The organism is Bacillus sp. FSL R5-0431, from assembly GCF_038002985.1.
Taxonomy (GTDB): domain Bacteria; phylum Bacillota; class Bacilli; order Bacillales; family Bacillaceae; genus Bacillus.
Genome location: NZ_JBBOOG010000001.1, coordinates 1,358,397 through 1,374,567, shown reverse-complemented (window position 1 = coordinate 1,374,567; position 16,171 = coordinate 1,358,397). Strand labels below are relative to the sequence as shown.

General features: G+C 40.7%; 19 protein-coding genes. 8 read left to right on the top strand and 11 right to left on the bottom strand.

Features of this window, described 5'->3' with window-relative positions; all coding sequences use genetic code 11:
• Window positions 1-51 precede the first annotated feature (51 nt).
• On the top strand, window positions 52-669 hold the full coding sequence (locus MKZ03_RS06855) for a YhcN/YlaJ family sporulation lipoprotein (RefSeq protein WP_034662638.1): 618 nt from the start codon (window positions 52-54) through the stop codon (window positions 667-669).
• A 101-nt stretch (window positions 670-770) separates the two neighbouring features.
• The gene (locus MKZ03_RS06850) at window positions 771-1,001 is read left to right on the top strand and encodes a YlaI family protein (RefSeq protein ID WP_012009835.1); all 231 of its coding nucleotides are present in this window, start codon (window positions 771-773) and stop codon (window positions 999-1,001) included.
• A 30-nt stretch (window positions 1,002-1,031) separates the two neighbouring features.
• Here MKZ03_RS06850 and MKZ03_RS06845 read toward each other — a convergent pair whose 3' ends face one another.
• Both MKZ03_RS06845 and typA read right to left on the bottom strand, forming a co-directional pair.
• Window positions 1,032-1,313, bottom strand: a complete 282-nt coding sequence (locus tag MKZ03_RS06845; RefSeq protein WP_400559233.1) for a YlaH-like family protein — start codon at window positions 1,311-1,313, stop codon at window positions 1,032-1,034.
• A 96-nt stretch (window positions 1,314-1,409) separates the two neighbouring features.
• A complete protein-coding gene (gene typA / locus MKZ03_RS06840; RefSeq protein WP_034662645.1) occupies window positions 1,410-3,248 on the bottom strand; it encodes a translational GTPase TypA in 1,839 nt (612 codons plus the stop codon).
• 113 nt (window positions 3,249-3,361) lie between these two features.
• On the opposite strand from typA, the gene MKZ03_RS06835 reads away from it, so the two are divergent.
• Window positions 3,362-3,541 carry a DUF5325 family protein gene (locus MKZ03_RS06835; protein WP_034662648.1) on the top strand — a complete coding sequence of 60 codons (180 nt, stop codon included), beginning with the start codon at window positions 3,362-3,364 and terminating at the stop codon, window positions 3,539-3,541.
• A 275-nt stretch (window positions 3,542-3,816) separates the two neighbouring features.
• The gene (locus MKZ03_RS06830; protein ID WP_106071528.1) at window positions 3,817-4,452 is read left to right on the top strand and encodes a hypothetical protein; all 636 of its coding nucleotides are present in this window, start codon (window positions 3,817-3,819) and stop codon (window positions 4,450-4,452) included.
• 156 nt (window positions 4,453-4,608) lie between these two features.
• On the opposite strand, the gene MKZ03_RS06825 is transcribed toward MKZ03_RS06830, so the two are convergent.
• Window positions 4,609-5,418, bottom strand: a complete 810-nt coding sequence (locus tag MKZ03_RS06825) for an inositol monophosphatase family protein (protein ID WP_340972626.1) — start codon at window positions 5,416-5,418, stop codon at window positions 4,609-4,611.
• A 133-nt stretch (window positions 5,419-5,551) separates the two neighbouring features.
• Window positions 5,552-5,740, bottom strand: a complete 189-nt coding sequence (locus tag MKZ03_RS06820) for a hypothetical protein (RefSeq protein ID WP_003211901.1) — start codon at window positions 5,738-5,740, stop codon at window positions 5,552-5,554.
• A 288-nt stretch (window positions 5,741-6,028) separates the two neighbouring features.
• Between MKZ03_RS06820 and MKZ03_RS06815 the strand changes: the two genes are divergently transcribed.
• Window positions 6,029-6,664: a DUF1054 domain-containing protein gene (locus tag MKZ03_RS06815; RefSeq protein ID WP_095285103.1), complete on the top strand. Its 636-nt coding sequence runs from the start codon at window positions 6,029-6,031 to the stop codon at window positions 6,662-6,664.
• A gap of 32 nt (window positions 6,665-6,696) precedes the next feature.
• Here MKZ03_RS06815 and MKZ03_RS06810 read toward each other — a convergent pair whose 3' ends face one another.
• A complete protein-coding gene (locus MKZ03_RS06810; RefSeq protein ID WP_060596166.1) occupies window positions 6,697-6,966 on the bottom strand; it encodes a UPF0223 family protein in 270 nt (89 codons plus the stop codon).
• A 190-nt stretch (window positions 6,967-7,156) separates the two neighbouring features.
• Here MKZ03_RS06810 and MKZ03_RS06805 point away from each other — a divergent pair, with 190 nt between their 5' ends.
• Window positions 7,157-8,629, top strand: coding sequence for an aminotransferase class I/II-fold pyridoxal phosphate-dependent enzyme (locus tag MKZ03_RS06805; RefSeq protein WP_340972623.1), 1,473 nt, complete (start codon window positions 7,157-7,159; stop codon window positions 8,627-8,629).
• Window positions 8,630-8,672: 43 nt separating this feature from the next.
• On the opposite strand, the gene MKZ03_RS06800 is transcribed toward MKZ03_RS06805, so the two are convergent.
• Window positions 8,673-8,792: a GapA-binding peptide SR1P gene (locus MKZ03_RS06800; RefSeq protein WP_003212464.1), complete on the bottom strand. Its 120-nt coding sequence runs from the start codon at window positions 8,790-8,792 to the stop codon at window positions 8,673-8,675.
• A gap of 316 nt (window positions 8,793-9,108) precedes the next feature.
• Here MKZ03_RS06800 and MKZ03_RS06795 point away from each other — a divergent pair, with 316 nt between their 5' ends.
• The gene (locus MKZ03_RS06795) at window positions 9,109-9,489 is read left to right on the top strand and encodes a hypothetical protein (RefSeq protein ID WP_223251442.1); all 381 of its coding nucleotides are present in this window, start codon (window positions 9,109-9,111) and stop codon (window positions 9,487-9,489) included.
• Between the two features lie 118 nt (window positions 9,490-9,607).
• Here the strand turns inward: MKZ03_RS06795 and lpdA are convergent, their stop codons facing one another.
• The 5 genes from lpdA to MKZ03_RS06770 form a co-directional block, all read right to left on the bottom strand.
• Window positions 9,608-11,020 (bottom strand): dihydrolipoyl dehydrogenase, encoded by a 1,413-nt coding sequence (gene lpdA / locus MKZ03_RS06790; RefSeq protein ID WP_034662665.1) that lies wholly within the window; start codon window positions 11,018-11,020, stop codon window positions 9,608-9,610.
• Between the two features lie 4 nt (window positions 11,021-11,024).
• Window positions 11,025-12,365: a dihydrolipoamide acetyltransferase family protein gene (locus MKZ03_RS06785; RefSeq protein WP_024426891.1), complete on the bottom strand. Its 1,341-nt coding sequence runs from the start codon at window positions 12,363-12,365 to the stop codon at window positions 11,025-11,027.
• A 107-nt stretch (window positions 12,366-12,472) separates the two neighbouring features.
• Window positions 12,473-13,450 carry a pyruvate dehydrogenase complex E1 component subunit beta gene (gene pdhB, locus MKZ03_RS06780; protein ID WP_012009824.1) on the bottom strand — a complete coding sequence of 326 codons (978 nt, stop codon included), beginning with the start codon at window positions 13,448-13,450 and terminating at the stop codon, window positions 12,473-12,475.
• A gap of 3 nt (window positions 13,451-13,453) precedes the next feature.
• Window positions 13,454-14,569, bottom strand: coding sequence for a pyruvate dehydrogenase (acetyl-transferring) E1 component subunit alpha (gene pdhA, locus MKZ03_RS06775; protein ID WP_060596162.1), 1,116 nt, complete (start codon window positions 14,567-14,569; stop codon window positions 13,454-13,456).
• Window positions 14,570-14,979: 410 nt separating this feature from the next.
• Entirely contained in the window at window positions 14,980-15,648 is a 669-nt protein-coding gene (locus tag MKZ03_RS06770; RefSeq protein ID WP_307499563.1) for a YkyA family protein, read from the bottom strand.
• A 234-nt stretch (window positions 15,649-15,882) separates the two neighbouring features.
• Between MKZ03_RS06770 and MKZ03_RS06765 the strand changes: the two genes are divergently transcribed.
• Window positions 15,883-16,074 (top strand): YjcZ family sporulation protein, encoded by a 192-nt coding sequence (locus MKZ03_RS06765; protein WP_106030973.1) that lies wholly within the window; start codon window positions 15,883-15,885, stop codon window positions 16,072-16,074.
• The last annotated feature ends 97 nt before the right edge of the window (window positions 16,075-16,171 follow it).

The following is a 16,171-nucleotide window of genomic DNA, read 5'->3' as shown; positions in this document are numbered from 1 at the left end:
GTTAATTCAACAATAAAATAAATCATGCAGTTTGTGAAGGAGGGAATATAGATGCGACTATTTATGACATTATTCATGATTCAAGCCATCATTCTGTTGGGCGCTTGCCAGCAGCAGGAAAAGCCAGAAGCACTGGACAAGCAAGATGGACGCCAGCACGTAGTACGGGTGTCAGACTCAACAAAGAAAAAGACCAATCAAGCCCGGTCATCCACAGATGTTGCGCAGCATCTTGTCAAAGTGACAGAGAACGTAGCAGATGTCAATGATGCAACGGCGATCGTCATCGGCCGCTATGCTGTTGTTGGTATTGATGTAAAAGATGATTTAGATAGAAGCAAAGTAGAAACCATTAAATATTCAGTTGCAAAAGCGCTGAAAAATGACCCAGAAGGTGCGAATGCTGTTGTAGTCGCTGATCCGGATACAGTCAGCCGGTTAAAAGAAATGGGCAAAGAAATACAAGCAGGCCGTCCTGTAAGTGGTATTATGGATGAACTAGCTGCCATTGTCGGCCGCGTGATGCCAGAGATGCCGAGAAATGAAATCGATCGTCACGAAAAAGACCCGACGAATGAGCCAAATGATCAGCTCAAACAAAACGATCAAAAGCAGTTAGACAAACATCAAAATGATCAATCAAACCATCATATGAATCAGAAGAAATAAAGAGAACGGCTTATATCTCCTGTGATATAAGCCTTTTTCTACGCTGATTTCAAGTGCTTAGAAAACATGCTATAATAAATGCAATAAGTGAGGTGAAAATGATGAGAGTGAAGTGCTCATTATGTGAGAAGCTTGAAACCATTGATGATGATACACTCGTTGCTAAGCGGTTAAGAAATCGACCGATTCATACATATATGTGCGATGACTGTCAGGAACGCATTAAAGTAAAGACAGAAGCACGCATCAAAACTGGCAGATTCTCTCTTTATCAAGATCCTGCGACGAAAGAGAAAAAGAAGAAAAAAGGAAAAAAAGAACAAAAGACATAAAAAAGACCTGACACATGTTCAGGTCTTTTTTTACGTATTCACTGTTCCTTCTTTTTTTGCACGATGCAGCCGTATTTTATAAATAATCAAAATGGCAGCTGCCACGACTAGGCCTTCCGCTACTGGCAGAAAGATTCCTAGAAATGTGAGAAACGTGCAGCCAAAAATCAAAAACAAGTAAATCACGAGTGCTTTTAAAATCGGTAAACGTCTAGCAAAGCCGAGCTTAAAAACAATAATCGCTAAAACAAGGATGGTACCATATAGGAGCCACATCCCTGTATGCGGATTTTCATCGACACGAAACAGCATCGCGAAAAAGGATAGATTTTCACTTACTTCCTGATCATTCAAAAAGATTCCCTCCCCTTATCTTTCAGGGTTCTATCTTTTTAATTCTTCATGGAATTACGATAATCCTGCTAGCTTTTTCTTCTTCGCTGCTTTCTCACGTTCGTTTTTATCTAAAATTTTCTTTCTTAAACGAATCGATTCAGGTGTAACCTCACAGTATTCGTCTTCATTCAAGTACTCAAGAGACTCCTCAAGTGACATAATACGTGGTTTCTTCATGCTCACCGTTTGATCTTTCGTCGCTGAACGTACGTTTGTTTGTTGTTTCATACGGCTCACGTTGACAACAAGATCGTTCTCACGGTTATGCTCACCAACAATCATTCCTTGGTATACTTCAGTACCCGGCTCAACGAAGATCACACCGCGCTCTTCAACGCCTTGGATTCCGTAAGCAGTCGCTTTACCTGTTTCCATTGAAACAAGTACACCTTGACGGCGTCCGCCAACTTGGCCAGACTGCATTGGCTGGTAGCTGTCAAACGTATGGTTTAAAATACCAAAACCACGAGTTAATGAAAGAAATTCAGTTGTATATCCGATTAAACCACGTGATGGCACTGTAAAGATCAGGCGAACTTGACCGTTACCATTATTGATCATGTCAATCATTTCACCTTTTCTTGCGCCCATTGATTCCATGATAGAGCCAGTGTGCTCTTCTGGTACATCAATTTGAACGCGTTCAACAGGCTCACATCGAACACCATCAACTTCTTTTACAATAACTTCTGGCTTCGATACTTGTAATTCAAATCCTTCACGTCTCATATTCTCAATAAGAATGGATAAGTGAAGCTCTCCGCGTCCAGATACAACCCAAGCATCAGGTGAATCAGTTGGATCCACACGAAGACTGACGTCTGTTTGAAGCTGCTGCTCTAAGCGCTCCTCAATTTTACGTGATGTCACGTATTTTCCTTCACGGCCTGCAAATGGGCTGTTGTTTACAACAAACGTCATTTGAAGTGTCGGCTCATCAATACGAAGGATTGGCAGGGCCTCTTGGTGTTCTACCGGACAAACCGTTTCACCTACGTTGATGTCTTCCATTCCCGATACAGCAACAAGATCTCCTGCTTTCGCTTCGTTGATTTCCACTCGTTTTAACCCTTGGAAACCAAAAATCTTTGTCACACGGAATTGTTTCACACTGCCGTCAACTTTCATTAAGGCCACTTGCTGTCCTACTTGCATTGTTCCTCTGAAGACACGGCCGATCCCGATTCTTCCAACATAATCATTGTAATCAAGTAGTGCCACTTGGAATTGAAGCGGCTCTTCATGGTTATCAACTGGGCAAGGGATATGGTTAACAATGGCTTCAAACAAAGATTCCATGTTTTCATCTTGCTTGCTCGCATCGTTACTTGCTGTACCATTGATTGCTGATGCATAGACAACTGGGAATTCAAGCTGTTCTTCAGTTGCATCCAATTCAATGAACAGGTCAATTACTTCATCGACTACTTCAGCCGGACGAGCAAAGTCGCGGTCAATTTTGTTGACAACAACGATTGGTGTTAAGTTTTGCTCAAGTGCTTTTTTCAGCACAAAGCGTGTTTGAGGCATACAGCCTTCATAAGCATCCACAACGAGAAGTACACCATCTACCATTTTCATGATACGCTCAACTTCACCACCGAAATCGGCGTGTCCTGGTGTATCTAAAATATTAATGCGTGTATCTTTATAATGGATCGCAGTATTTTTAGCTAAAATCGTAATACCGCGCTCTCGCTCTAAATCATTTGAATCCATGGCTCTCTCAGCGATATTTTCATTCGCACGGAAAGTACCAGCTTGATGGAGCAATTGGTCAACAAGCGTCGTTTTACCATGGTCAACGTGGGCAATAATTGCGATGTTGCGAAGATCTTTTCGAAGTTTCACATTTTCATCTCCTAAAATAATTAGATAACTTTCATATTATATCACAATCCCCTTTAAATGCCGATCGTTTTTCTGTAAACTTATATTAACTCTAAAAAAAGGGATGGAGACAAATGAAACAAATCAAATGGCTTCTATTATTATGTGCATTACTTGCAGTTGTCAGTATGGCGTTTATTGGGGTATCTCTTGCAGAAAAAAACGTGCTGGGTATTTGTCTAAGTATTATGTTCGCCATGATTTTCATGGGCACAGGATTTACATTAAAAAGAAAATTAAACGTGCAATCATAAAATTCCTCAAAAGCCTTTTACATTCTACATGTAGAAGGCTTTTTATTTTGAGTAAAAATAAGACCAACCACCTATGAAAGCTCGAGTGTAGAGACAAAACATATCATATAGAATTGGCAAAAGTAAGCAATCTGAACCTCTTCATTTTTCGACAATAACGTTTATAGTTCTCCAAAACCAAACATAAAGTTACAATTTTCCTATTCTTCCACAAAGTTTCTCATGGTATGCTGTTCTTGCAACAAAATTTAACAGAAAAGGGAGAGAAAAGAAGCATGAAGAAGTTTTTGAGCAAATCGCTCAGCTCTGTTGTATTTTTCGCTTTAGCTATTATCCTTACTTTCACAACAGTAGCTCCTGGGCAAGCAAGTGCTGCAACTTTCAAAGGGATTCCTTTTGAACAGCAGCAAATCATTAAAGAATTATTGGAGAAAAACGAGCGCGTCATCAACATTCTCATCAATTCATTTGTTGAAGAAGACAACAGCTACACATTTGATGTGAAAAAAGCTGTTGAGCTCGGACTAACTGAAGAAGAAGCGGCGACTGCTGAGAAATTCTTAGATCGCGCAGCTGTTCTTACAATCGTTTTCAGTGAAAGCATCACTAAAAACGAAAAAGGGAAATTGATCTTTGATGCAGCAAAAGCTGTTGAACTTGGTCTTACGAAAGAAGAAGCAGCTAAATTCGAAAAACTTTTCAAATCAGTGATCAGACTTGCTGATCTTGCTGGTGATGCACTTGTTTTAGACAAAAAAGGAAACGTTGTAATTGATTCAAAAATTGCAAAAGGTCTTGGATTCAGCTCTACTGAATTACTTGTTTTCAACCAAATGCTTAAGAAAATTCCTCAAGAGCAATTAAAAACGTTCTATGATGCAGTTCAAATGGCAAAAGAAAAATTAAGCTAAGCAAAAAACCCCCATCTGGTTCGCCCAGATGGGGGTTTTTTATTTCAGCCAATAAAGAATGATCACTTGACTTTTTCTTATCGACAACTAGTCATTTGTTACCAAAAAGTTTCATCAAACACAAAAAATCACTTCATTCTCATTAAGTGATTTGGTTTATTTTTTTTTATTTCCACTGCCTTTTATGTAATCGTGTAAAATCTTTTCACAAACGGATCGATTTCCGGCGACGATACTGTTTTTCTCTAGAAAAGTTAGGCGTTCTCCATGTATATTTGAGTAGACAGCCCCTACTTCATCTAGAAGCAAACACCCTGCTGCATAATCCCACGGCGCAAGCCTTAACGTAACGTATGCGTCACTTCTGCCGCTTGCGATATAAGCGAGCTCAAGGGCAGCTGATCCAATCGTTCTCGTCCCTCTCACATCACGCACGAGACGGGCAAACGGTTTAGCATCAAAATAAGGGCTTTCGATCGCCCAGGTCGGGTTAATGCCGACAATGGCTTTTTCAATCGCTACATCTTTTAATGGCGGAAGCAGGGTATCATTCATATAGGCCCCTTCCCCTTTGACCGCATGGTAAAGCTCGTCATGAATGACGTCATAAATGAGACCGATTTTCCCTATGCCATTTTCAAATATCCCGATGGAAATGGCAAAGTTGCGTTTTTGATGGACAAAGTTCATTGTGCCATCGATTGGATCAATGATCCACACAATCCCATCCAGCGAGGTCACCTCTTCCCCTTGTCCCTCTTCTCCTAAAATGTGATGATCTGAAAATGTCGATTGTATCTTTTCAATGAAAAAACGTTCTGTTTCTTTATCGATATTTGTGACAAGATCATTTGGATTTGATTTTGTTTCAATTGATAGACCTTCCTGCATGGACGCTTTAATACGGCTTCCTGCTTCTTTTACCCAAAGCTTTGCAAGACGGTCAATTTCCACCCAGTTTGTCATCAGACTGTAAACCTCTTTTCTATGTAATACCTATTTGTTTTAGCATACTGATATTATGTACGTAAAAGCAAGAAAAAAGCAGCTTCATACAAAAACGAACCGATGAATTGGTTCGTTTTTACCTCACCTTGTTTTACCCTTTAAGCTGCTCCCATTCTTTTCTTAGGCGCTCAAGCTTTCGTTTGCTGCGTTCGATTTGGATGTCATCTTTTTGCTCGATGGCTTCATGAAGCGTAGAAAGCTCATAATCCACCTCTAATCTCCACACAGCGATGCGATTCTTCTTCTCCTGTCTATACCCCTGCTTCACGATTTGCTTCATTTGGTCAACGCCCCTTCCAGAGAATGATTCATTCCTTGTCAGTTTTCATTGATAAAAAATTCAATCGATAAGAGAATTGGTTCTTGCTTATATCGTATGAAGCGATCGCATAACCGCAACGACATTCTAAAAATTGTGTCTTTACCTATTTGTTATGTACCACAAAATCGTTGTTTTTAAACGCTGCCCTATTTCCTCTACAATCTTTGATCTGTTGGTGCATCTTTTTTTGAGCTTAACCCAAGCTATGATAAAATATGATCAGCGAAAGAATACAGGAGGCATAATATGAGTGAAATGCGTTTTAGAGATGAAGATTTTGAGACATTTACAGTTGACGGTTTAGATGAACGAATGACCGTATTAAAAGAAAGAGTCCGTCCAAAGCTTGAGGCACTTGGTGAACACTTTGCACCACTTCTTTCTTCTATTACAGGAGACGAAATGTTTGTACACGTCGCAAAGCATGCTAGAAGATCAGTCAATCCGCCAAATGATACGTGGGTTGCTTTTGCAAACAGCAAGCGTGGGTATAAAAAACTCCCTCATTTTCAAATTGGGCTTTGGAAAACTCATGTCTTTGTATGGTTTGCGCTCATTTATGAATCTCCTGTGAAAGGCGAGTATGGTCAGCTATTCGAAAAAGAACTAGACACCATTCAGAAGAAAATACCGCAAGATTTTGTTTGGTCTAAAGACCATATGAAACCAGATGTCATGCGTCACAGCGAGCTCGATGCAGAACAGCTGAAAACGCTGTTTGAACGTGTCCAAACGGTGAAAAAAGCCGAACTCCTTTGCGGCATTCAGCTGCCTAGAGAAGAAGTCGTTCAAATGAATAATGAAGAATTCTTATCAAAAATTGAAGATGCCTTCCGCACGTTGACTTATCTATACCGCTTTACACAAAAAGAATCTGTATAAAAAAAACGAGCCCCATGCAGGCTCGTTTTTTCTTACATACGTATAACGGCTGTCTCTTCTGCCTCTCTTGCAGATTTCACTGTACGATAAGGAGAATACCCGCTTTCCTTTTCAAACGCTGCACAATGCGTCTTTTCTTCTGCTTTTGATGGCACAACCTCTTTAAATCGTTTATAAGTATCTAATAACTCCTGCTTCGCAATTCCTTTTTCATAGGCTTTTTCAACAGCTTGAAAAAACGAAATAACGGCAATCTTTTCCTCTGTCGTCCAGTCGACATCCATTGGATATTGATATTCCATTTACTTGTCCCTCACTTTAACACTCATTTCTTATTTGAACTTTTATTATAGCATCTGTTCGATCAGAAACCGATTGATTTTATGCTTTACATTCCGATCAGTTCATAATATAATTCTTTTGTTTTATGCAATGAAATCTGCCGTTATTGGCACAATAATAGCAGGTATTTCGATGAAGGTGGGAAAGCAATTGTCACAACATGATACACCCTTATACACTGGACTAAAAAAGCATGCAGCAACCAATCCAGTCCAATTTCACATTCCAGGCCATAAAAAAGGAGCCGGAATGGACCCTGAATTTAGAGCATTCATTGGCGACAATGCATTAAGCATTGATCTCATTAATATAGAACCTCTCGATGATTTACATTCACCTCGAGGGATGATAAAAGAAGCACAGGAGCTCGCTGCTGAAGCATTCGGTGCTGACCATACATTTTTCTCCATTCAAGGAACAAGCGGCGCCATCATGACAATGGTGATGACCGTATGCGGACCTGGAGATAAAATCATCATTCCGCGCAATGTCCATAAATCGATTATGTCCGCCATTGTATTTTCTGGCGCAGTTCCTGTTTTTATTCACCCAGAAATAGACAAAGAGCTTGGCATCTCTCACGGCATTACACCAGAATCAGCGAAAAAGGCGCTCAAGGAGCACCCAGATGCAAAAGGTCTGCTTGTGATTAATCCGACGTATTTTGGGGTTTCAGCAGACTTAAAATCGATTGTAGACATTGCCCATTCATTTCATGTGCCTGTCCTTGTCGATGAAGCACACGGCGTGCATATTCATTTTCACGATGAGCTTCCACTATCTGCGATGCAGGCAGGTGCCGACATGGCAGCAACGAGTGTCCATAAACTCGGCGGTTCCCTTACCCAGAGCTCTATTTTAAATATGAAGGAAGGGCTTGTCTCAAAAGATCGCGTACAATCGATTTTGAGCATGCTGACGACAACGTCTACTTCTTATTTGCTCTTGGCGTCACTTGATGTCGCTCGAAAGCGATTAGCCACTGAAGGAAAGGCACTTGCAGATGAAGCCATCCGTTTGGCTGAATCAGCGAGAAACCGTTTGAACCAAATTGATGGCATTACGTGTATTGGCAAGGAAATACTCGGTTCAGCTTCTACGTACGATTATGACCCAACGAAATTAATTATCTCAATTAAAGACCTTGGGCTAAATGGCCATGATGTCGAAAAATGGCTGAGAGAAAGCTACCGGATTGAAGTGGAGCTCTCTGACCTTTACAACATTTTATGTATTGTGACCCCTGGTGATTCTGATGAAACAATCGATACGCTTATAACGGCTATGAAGGAAATTGCCGCAACCTCTACAAGTGAGAGCGGCACACAAGCGGTCACAGAAGTCCTGCTGCCTGAGATTCCATCGCTTGCCATGACGCCGCGTGACGCCTTTTACGCCACAACAAAAGTGGTTCCGTTTAAAGAAGCAGCGGGCCGCATCATCGCAGAGTTTGTTATGGTGTACCCGCCAGGCATTCCTATTTTTATACCAGGAGAAATTATCACAGAAGAAAATATCTCATATATCTTTAAAAACATAGAAATTGGTCTCCCTGTCCAAGGACCAGAAGATTCAACGCTTGAAATGATCCGTGTGATTAAAGAACAAAAACCAATTTTATAAAAAAGAAACATGCAGCTCCATTTGGGGCTGCATGCTTTTTTATTTATTCAGAGGCTTCATCACAGCAATGACAGTGACCACACGTTCCGTATAGCGTTGTCACTTTTTCATTTTCAAATTGATCAATGGTTTCATTGCAATCTTGACAAATAATTGTACCCACGTACATTCCCCTTTTCTTCATTCATAATTTGAAAGCGTTTAATCTATTTCATATCTCTATAATATGATGTCACATTTAAGTTGTCAACGGTTAATTGTATGACACATTTAAATATTTTTTATGATTATGTGCTTTTTTCTCATCATATTGAGGGAACGTTTCAATTGTATTTTGCTTCATATCAATTCTGTAACAATTGAGTAACAATCGAAAATTGTCAAAAAGGACATGATACACTAGAGTGACTAACAGGTAACCAGCTCCTAAAAATGTTGGGACAACCCCAAAGGATTTTGAGGTGAATAGATTGAATTTTATGAGGTCACTTCTCATTATATTCCCCATGCTCTTTGTACTTAGTTCATGCTCATTTGCGTATATCATACCGAATCAGACCGACCAAGTCAGTCATATTCAGAAACCAAGAATTCTCTTTTTTACAGATGCAGAAAATCTTGATAAAGAAAGTCCTTATTATGATGCAGTCCTCGATTTAAAGAATGAATATCCGAAGGAAATGTCAAAGATGATTGTGAAAGAAGATCGTAAAGGCTGGAAAAATGAAGTAGACGAATTGCCGGCTATTTTACTTGTAAATAATGAAAAAGTCATTGTGAAGGTTGAAGGAAATGTCAGCAGCAAAGAGGATATTTTATCGCCCTTATGCCACGCTTTAGACCGCGTGAATACAAATTAATGGCCTAACCTTGCACTTATATATCCATATGAAAAAGCCCCTCATCTCATGAGGGGTTTTTCATATGGGAGCGCTCAAAAAAACCCTCTCCATCAAGGAGAGGGTTTTAATAGGTTCATTATTTTACGATATGAATTGGGCTTCCAATTGCTACTTCAGCCGTTTCCATTGTAATTTCACCTAAAGTTGGATGAGCATGAATTGTCATTGCGATATCTTCAGCAGTCACTCCAGCTTCGATTGCAAGGCTAAGCTCTGAAATCATATCAGAAGCGCCAACACCTGCGATTTGTGCACCGATAACAAGACCATCCTCTTTACGAGTGATCATTTTCATGAAGCCATCAGTTGCATCAAGAGAAAGTGCACGTCCGTTCGCTGCGAATGGGAATTTCGCTGCAACGATTTCGATTCCTTCTTCTTTTGCTTCTGCTTCTGTGTACCCAACAGTTGCAAGTTCTGGCTCAGAGAATACAACAGCAGGAATACCAAGGTAATCAATTTCAGCTGGCTCTCCAGCGATTGCTTCAGCTGCAATTTTACCTTCGTAAGAAGCTTTGTGTGCAAGTGGTGGTCCATCAACGATGTCACCAATTGCATAGATGTTAGATACGCTTGTACGGCATTGTTTGTCTGTTTTGACAACTCCACGGTCAGTCAATTCAACACCAACTTGCTCAAGACCAAGCTCATCCGTGTTTGGACGACGACCAACTGTAACAAGTACGTAATCAGCATCAACTGTTTTTTCTTCACCTTTTACTTCGAAAGTAACAGTGACACCATCAGATTTTTCTTCAACGCCTTTTGCAAGAGCGTTTGTATGGATTTCAACGTTTCCTTTTTTCTTCAGGTTACGTTTAACCAATGAGCTCATTTGCTTTTCGAAACCTGGAAGGATTTCGTCTCCACCTTCAAGGATGACAACTTCTGTTCCAAAGTTTGCATAAGCAGTTCCAAGCTCAGTACCGATATATCCACCACCGATGACAACTAACTTTTTAGGTACTTCTTTAAGCGCCAAAGCACCAGTTGAGTTGATCACGCGGTCTGTGTATTTAAAAGTAGGCAATTCAATTGGACGAGATCCAGTTGCAAGAATTGCATTTTTGAAAGTGTAAGTCTGTGCTGAATTTTCATCCATTACACGTACAGAGTTGCTGTCTACGAAATAAGCTTCACCTTTAACGATGTCTACTTTATTTCCTTTAAGAAGACCTTGAACTCCACCTGTTAATTTGTTAACAACAGAAGCTTTCCACTCTTGAACTTTTGTGAAATCAACTGTTACGTTTTCAGCTTTGATACCCATGTCTTCAGAATGCTTAGCATTTTCGAAACGATGGCCAGCATTGATTAATGCTTTTGAAGGAATACAGCCAACGTTTAGACATACACCGCCAAGTGTTCCTTTTTCAACGATTGTTACTTTTTGTCCAAGCTGTGCAGCACGAATAGCAGCTACATATCCACCAGGACCTGCACCGATGACAAGAGTATCTGTTTCGATTGGGAAATCTCCTACTACCATGACATTACGCCTCCATTAAAATTAATTGTGGATCATTCAATAAACGCTTGATGTGGTTAAGGGCATTTTGCGCAGTAGCTCCGTCGATCATACGGTGGTCAAAGCTAAGGGAAAGAGCTAAGACTGGAGCTGCAACGATTTCGCCATCACGAACAACCGCTTTTTCAGCGATACGGCCAATACCAAGGATCGCTACTTCTGGGTGGTTGATGACTGGAGTAAACCATTGTCCACCAGCAGAACCGATGTTTGTGATTGTGCAAGATGCACCTTTCATTTCAGCTGGAGCCAGTTTACCATCACGTGCTTTTGTTGCAAGCTCATTGATTTCGTTAGACACTTCGAAAATTGCTTTGCGATCTGCATTTTTCACAACTGGAACGAGCAGGCCTTTTTCAGTGTCAGCTGCAATTCCGATGTTGTAGTAATGCTTTTGAACAACTTCATCTGTTTTATCATCGATAGAAGTGTTAAGTACTGGGTACTTTTTCAAAGCAGAAGTTAGAGCTTTTACAACGTAAGGCAAGTAAGTTAACTTGATTCCTTGATCAGCTGCAACTTGTTTGAATTGTTTACGATGTGCAACAAGGTTCGTTACATCAACTTCATCCATTAATGTTACGTGAGGAGCTGTATGCTTAGAGTTCACCATTGCTTTCGCGATCGCTTTGCGGATGCCGCTCATTTTCTCGCGAGTTTCTGGGAATTCTCCTTCAAGAACTGGAGCTGCTGCCGCTTTTGGAGCTGCTTCTTCTTTCGCACTTTCAGCTGCTTGAGGTGCTGCTTCTTGAGCTGCAGAACCACCATTAACGAAGCTGTCGATATCTTCTTTTAACACACGGCCGTTTTTACCAGAACCTGCAACTTTGTAAATTTCAACGCCTTTTTCGCGAGCATATTTACGTACAGATGGCATAGCGATGACGCGTTTGTTTGGATCAGCATCTACTTGCTCTTGTGCGCCTGCACCAGTTGCTGCTGCCGCTTCTTCTTGTGCCACTTCTTTCTTCTCTGGCTCGTTACCAGCTTCAGCAGTACCTTGTACTTGAGCTTCAGTTTTTGCTTCGCCTTCTTCTTCGCTGCCTTTAAATTGAAGATTTTCGTAACCAGGTGCATCAAACGTAATGATTGTTTGTCCTACAGTTGCAACTGTTCCCTCTTCAACTTTTAATTCTAATACTTTTCCTTTAACAGGTGAAGGAATTTCTACAACTGCTTTATCGTTTTGTACCTCTGCTAAAACGTCATCTTCATTGATTTCGTCGTTTGGTTTTACAAACCACTTAACGATCTCACCTTCGTGGATACCTTCTCCGATGTCCGGAAGTTTAAATTCAAATGCCACTGTTTTTCGCCTCCTAGATTTTGTTGAATCCTTGTTGTGTATATTTACACGGTCATGTAATTGATAAAGGGGAAGAGAAATAAATTCTTTTCCCCTCTGTCATTTAATTAAAATTCAAGAACTTTCTTAGCTGTTTCAAGCACGTCTTTATGGTTTGGAAGCCATACGCTCTCAGCTTGAGAGAAAGCAAATACAGTATCAGGTGCAGCTACACGAAGTACTGGTGCTTCTAGGCTAAGGATTGCTCTGTCATTGATTTCAGCTACTACGTTTGCAGCAATACCAGCTTGTTTTTGTGCTTCTTGAACAACGATCGCACGACCTGTTTTTTCAACAGAAGCGATGATTGTTTCAATATCAAGCGGGCTTACTGTACGAAGGTCGATCACTTCAGCAGAAACGCCTTCTTTTTCAAGTTCTTCAGCAGCTTTAAGTGATTCGTGAACCATTGCACCATAAGTGATGATTGAAAGGTCAGAACCTTCACGTTTCACGTCAGCTTTACCGATTTCAATTGTGTACTCTTCTTCAGGAACTTCCTGACGGAAAGAGCGATAAAGTTTCATATGCTCAAGGAACACAACCGGATCGTTGTCGCGGATTGCAGAAATTAATAGTCCTTTTGCATCGTAAGGTGTTGAAGGAATGACAACCTTGATACCAGGCTGTTGTGCGATAAGACCTTCTAAGCTGTCAGCATGAAGCTCAGGAGTATGAACCCCTCCACCGAATGGAGAACGGATTGTCACTGGAGAATGCCAGCGTCCGCCAGAACGGTAACGCATACGAGCCATTTGTCCAGAAACAGAATCTAATACTTCGTAAACGAATCCGAAGAATTGAATTTCCATTACTGGGCGGAATTCTTGTAGTCCAAGGCCAATTGCAAGACCGCCAATACCAGATTCAGCAAGTGGAGTATCGAATACACGATCCTCACCAAACTCTTTTTGCAATCCTTCAGTCGCACGGAATACGCCGCCGTTTTTACCAACGTCTTCTCCGAAAACGAGAACGTTTTCGTCATTTTTCAGTTCTGTGCGTAACGCATCAGTGATCGCTTGAATCATTGTCATTTGCGCCATGGCTTACTTCGACTCCTTCTGTTTGTAAATTTCAAGCTGTTCAACTAAGTTGAATGGTTTCACATCGTACATGTTTTCAATCAAGTCAGTGACTTTTTGCTTAGGCTGTTCGTCAGCTTCTTTGATCGCTTGTTTGATTTGTTCTTTTGCATCTTCGATGACTTTATTCTCTTCTTCTTCAGACCATAGGCCTTTGTTTTCCAAGAATCTGCGGTAGCGTACCAATGGATCTTTTTGCTCCCACTCATTTTCATCTTCTTTTGTACGATATCTTGTTGGATCGTCACCAGCCATTGTATGTGGACCGTAACGGAATGTAAGAGTTTCGATTAATGTTGGACCTTCGCCATTTACAGCACGCTCACGAGCTTCAGCAGTTGCTGCATATACAGCTAATGCATCCATACCGTCAACTTGTACGCCTACGATACCAGCTGCAGCTGCTTTTTGTGCAATTGTTTGTGCAGCAGATTGCTTCTCAACAGGTGTAGAGATCGCATATCTGTTGTTTTGGACAACAAAAATCGCTGGCGCTTTGTAAGCCCCTGCAAAGTTGATACCTTCGTAGAAATCACCTTGTGAAGCTCCGCCATCACCAGTGTAAGTGATTGCAACAGCATTTTTACCGCGCTTTTTCAAACCAAGAGCTACACCAGCAGCTTGAATGATTTGTGCACCGATAATGATTTGTGGAGAAAGTGCATTCACATCTTCAGGCATTTGGTTACCAACAAAGTGTCCACGAGAGAACAAGAACGCTTTTGTTAATGGAAGGCCATGCCAGATTAATTGTGGTACATCACGATATCCTGGAAGAATGAAATCTTCTTTCTCAAGTGCAAAGTGAGTTGCAAGCTGAGAAGCCTCTTGTCCAGCTGTAGGCGCATAGAAGCCAAGACGTCCTTGACGGTTCAATGAAATTGAACGTTGATCTAATACACGTGTAAACACCATACGGCGCATTAATTCTTTTAATTGGTCATCTGAGAGATCCGGCATTGCCGCTTCGTTTACGACTTCGCCTTTTTCGTTTAAAATTTGAAACGTTTCAAACTGCTTTTTGATGGCATCAAATTGCTTTTTGCTATCAACAATTGCTTTTTTTGTTTTTGCAGCCATTCTAAAGTCACCTCTTCCTTTCTTTTAACAGTCAATTTGTCGTGAATCCATTTATACATACAGATATAGGATAACCCAAAATACTCATATGACTCCTGTATTTAATAGCCACTAGGATCGTTGTCGAAACATTGAATGATCGCTCGTTTTTGAGTTCTTCTAACTGTATTAACGATAGTTCACAAAAAACTAATACAACTTCTGTTAACAAGGACTAGTTTACAACAAGAAAAATAGTCCGTCAATTGATTTAACGGCTTTATTTAAATAAATGTATTCGCTTTACTTTTTATGGTGAGCTGTATCAATCTGTTTAACAAACACCTCAAACTGTACTAGTATAGAGTATACTACTGTACTACAATAGAAAATGTTTGTTTTTGTCGAAAAATAAAAAAAGAGCTGTTTTTTCAGCTCTTTTGGGGCTCTTGATCTGCCGCTTTATACAAAGCCTGTTTATGCTCATTCAATTGCTTTGTATATTGATTGAACTTCTTACCTTCTTTTCTGACTTTGCTATAAGAACGGTTCACCGTCTTCAGCTTGGATTTCAACTCTTCATATCCTAAGTCCTTCTTCTTTATAGATTGATACAAATGCTGATCTTGTTTCAGCGCCTTTTGATATTCCTTGTAAAGCTGGTCATACGACGCATATCTTTTCTCAAGCGATTTGACCGTTTCATCTGCTTTTTCTTTTAAATCCGTATCTTTTATACGTCCGGCAGATTCCTTTACCGTTTTCAATTCTTTTTTCGATTCATCCATGCTGTCTTTTTCTGTTTTTAAATGTTCTTTTCGTTTCGCTGCAGATGCTAACGCCTGATCAGAAAGGCTTGACACTGTTTTTGTATGATCTTTTGTGGTTTGAATCATTTTTGTATAGAGCTGCTGCTCTTTTTTCTCATAGCTTTGCAGTGTACCTTGCTCTTTTTCAAAGGATGCCTCTTTTTCGCTCATTTTCGTCATCGCATCTTGCATGTCATGAAATGGACTTTGACCTCCGCATCCCGCCAGCAAAAGGGTACATATCCCCGCTAAAGCAGCACATGCTTTCATGCTTCTTCTCATCTGTCTCATCACAAGGTTCCCCCTTTACATCTCCACATACCACTATAATTTTTATAGGCGCTTGTGACAAGGAAAGAGGTCATCCTGATGAGCCGGAGAAGATTTTTTTCAAGTGATAGGCGCATGACTATACAAATAGTGCATTCATACATAGTTTATATTACACGCTTCGCCTTCACTTCTGAGAGGCCGAGTGTATTTCCAAAGGAGGTCAAAAGTATGTCTAATTATAGTCATGGAAGTATGTATGGTGGATACGGCGGTCACGGGTATGGATACGGTGGTGGATATGGCGGTGGCTGTTGTTACCCAAGTTATGGCGGTGGCTACGGATACGGCGGAGGACGGACATTCGCTTTAATCGTTGTCCTTTTCATCCTATTAATCATCGTTGGCGCAGCATTCTTAGGCGGCGGCGGTGGCGGCTGCTGCTAATGGCTGTTTAAGCCTCTGACCGGTCTCATAGGACCGGTCTTCTTTATTTCATTGCATATGTTGTGTATCATTTTATATACTTTACATACAAAGGAAA

Excerpts from the sequence above, each read along its gene's own strand:
- MKZ03_RS06770 (WP_307499563.1), bottom strand. The coding sequence starts at position 15,648 with ATGAGACAGATGAGAAGAAGCATGAAAGCATGTGCTGCTTTAGCGGGG.
- MKZ03_RS06850 (WP_012009835.1), top strand. The coding sequence starts at position 771 with ATGAGAGTGAAGTGCTCATTATGTGAGAAGCTTGAAACCATTGATGAT.
- MKZ03_RS06855 (WP_034662638.1), top strand. The coding sequence starts at position 52 with ATGCGACTATTTATGACATTATTCATGATTCAAGCCATCATTCTGTTG.
- MKZ03_RS06765 (WP_106030973.1), top strand. The coding sequence starts at position 15,883 with ATGTATGGTGGATACGGCGGTCACGGGTATGGATACGGTGGTGGATAT.
- MKZ03_RS06830 (WP_106071528.1), top strand. The coding sequence starts at position 3,817 with ATGAAGAAGTTTTTGAGCAAATCGCTCAGCTCTGTTGTATTTTTCGCT.
- MKZ03_RS06835 (WP_034662648.1), top strand. The coding sequence starts at position 3,362 with ATGAAACAAATCAAATGGCTTCTATTATTATGTGCATTACTTGCAGTT.
- MKZ03_RS06815 (WP_095285103.1), top strand. The coding sequence starts at position 6,029 with ATGAGTGAAATGCGTTTTAGAGATGAAGATTTTGAGACATTTACAGTT.
- lpdA (WP_034662665.1), bottom strand. The coding sequence starts at position 11,020 with ATGGTAGTAGGAGATTTCCCAATCGAAACAGATACTCTTGTCATCGGT.
- pdhB (WP_012009824.1), bottom strand. The coding sequence starts at position 13,450 with ATGGCGCAAATGACAATGATTCAAGCGATCACTGATGCGTTACGCACA.
- MKZ03_RS06810 (WP_060596166.1), bottom strand. The coding sequence starts at position 6,966 with ATGGAATATCAATATCCAATGGATGTCGACTGGACGACAGAGGAAAAG.
- MKZ03_RS06825 (WP_340972626.1), bottom strand. The coding sequence starts at position 5,418 with ATGACAAACTGGGTGGAAATTGACCGTCTTGCAAAGCTTTGGGTAAAA.
- MKZ03_RS06795 (WP_223251442.1), top strand. The coding sequence starts at position 9,109 with ATGAGGTCACTTCTCATTATATTCCCCATGCTCTTTGTACTTAGTTCA.
- pdhA (WP_060596162.1), bottom strand. The coding sequence starts at position 14,569 with ATGGCTGCAAAAACAAAAAAAGCAATTGTTGATAGCAAAAAGCAATTT.
- MKZ03_RS06845 (WP_400559233.1), bottom strand. The coding sequence starts at position 1,313 with ATGCTGTTTCGTGTCGATGAAAATCCGCATACAGGGATGTGGCTCCTA.
- MKZ03_RS06820 (WP_003211901.1), bottom strand. The coding sequence starts at position 5,740 with ATGAAGCAAATCGTGAAGCAGGGGTATAGACAGGAGAAGAAGAATCGC.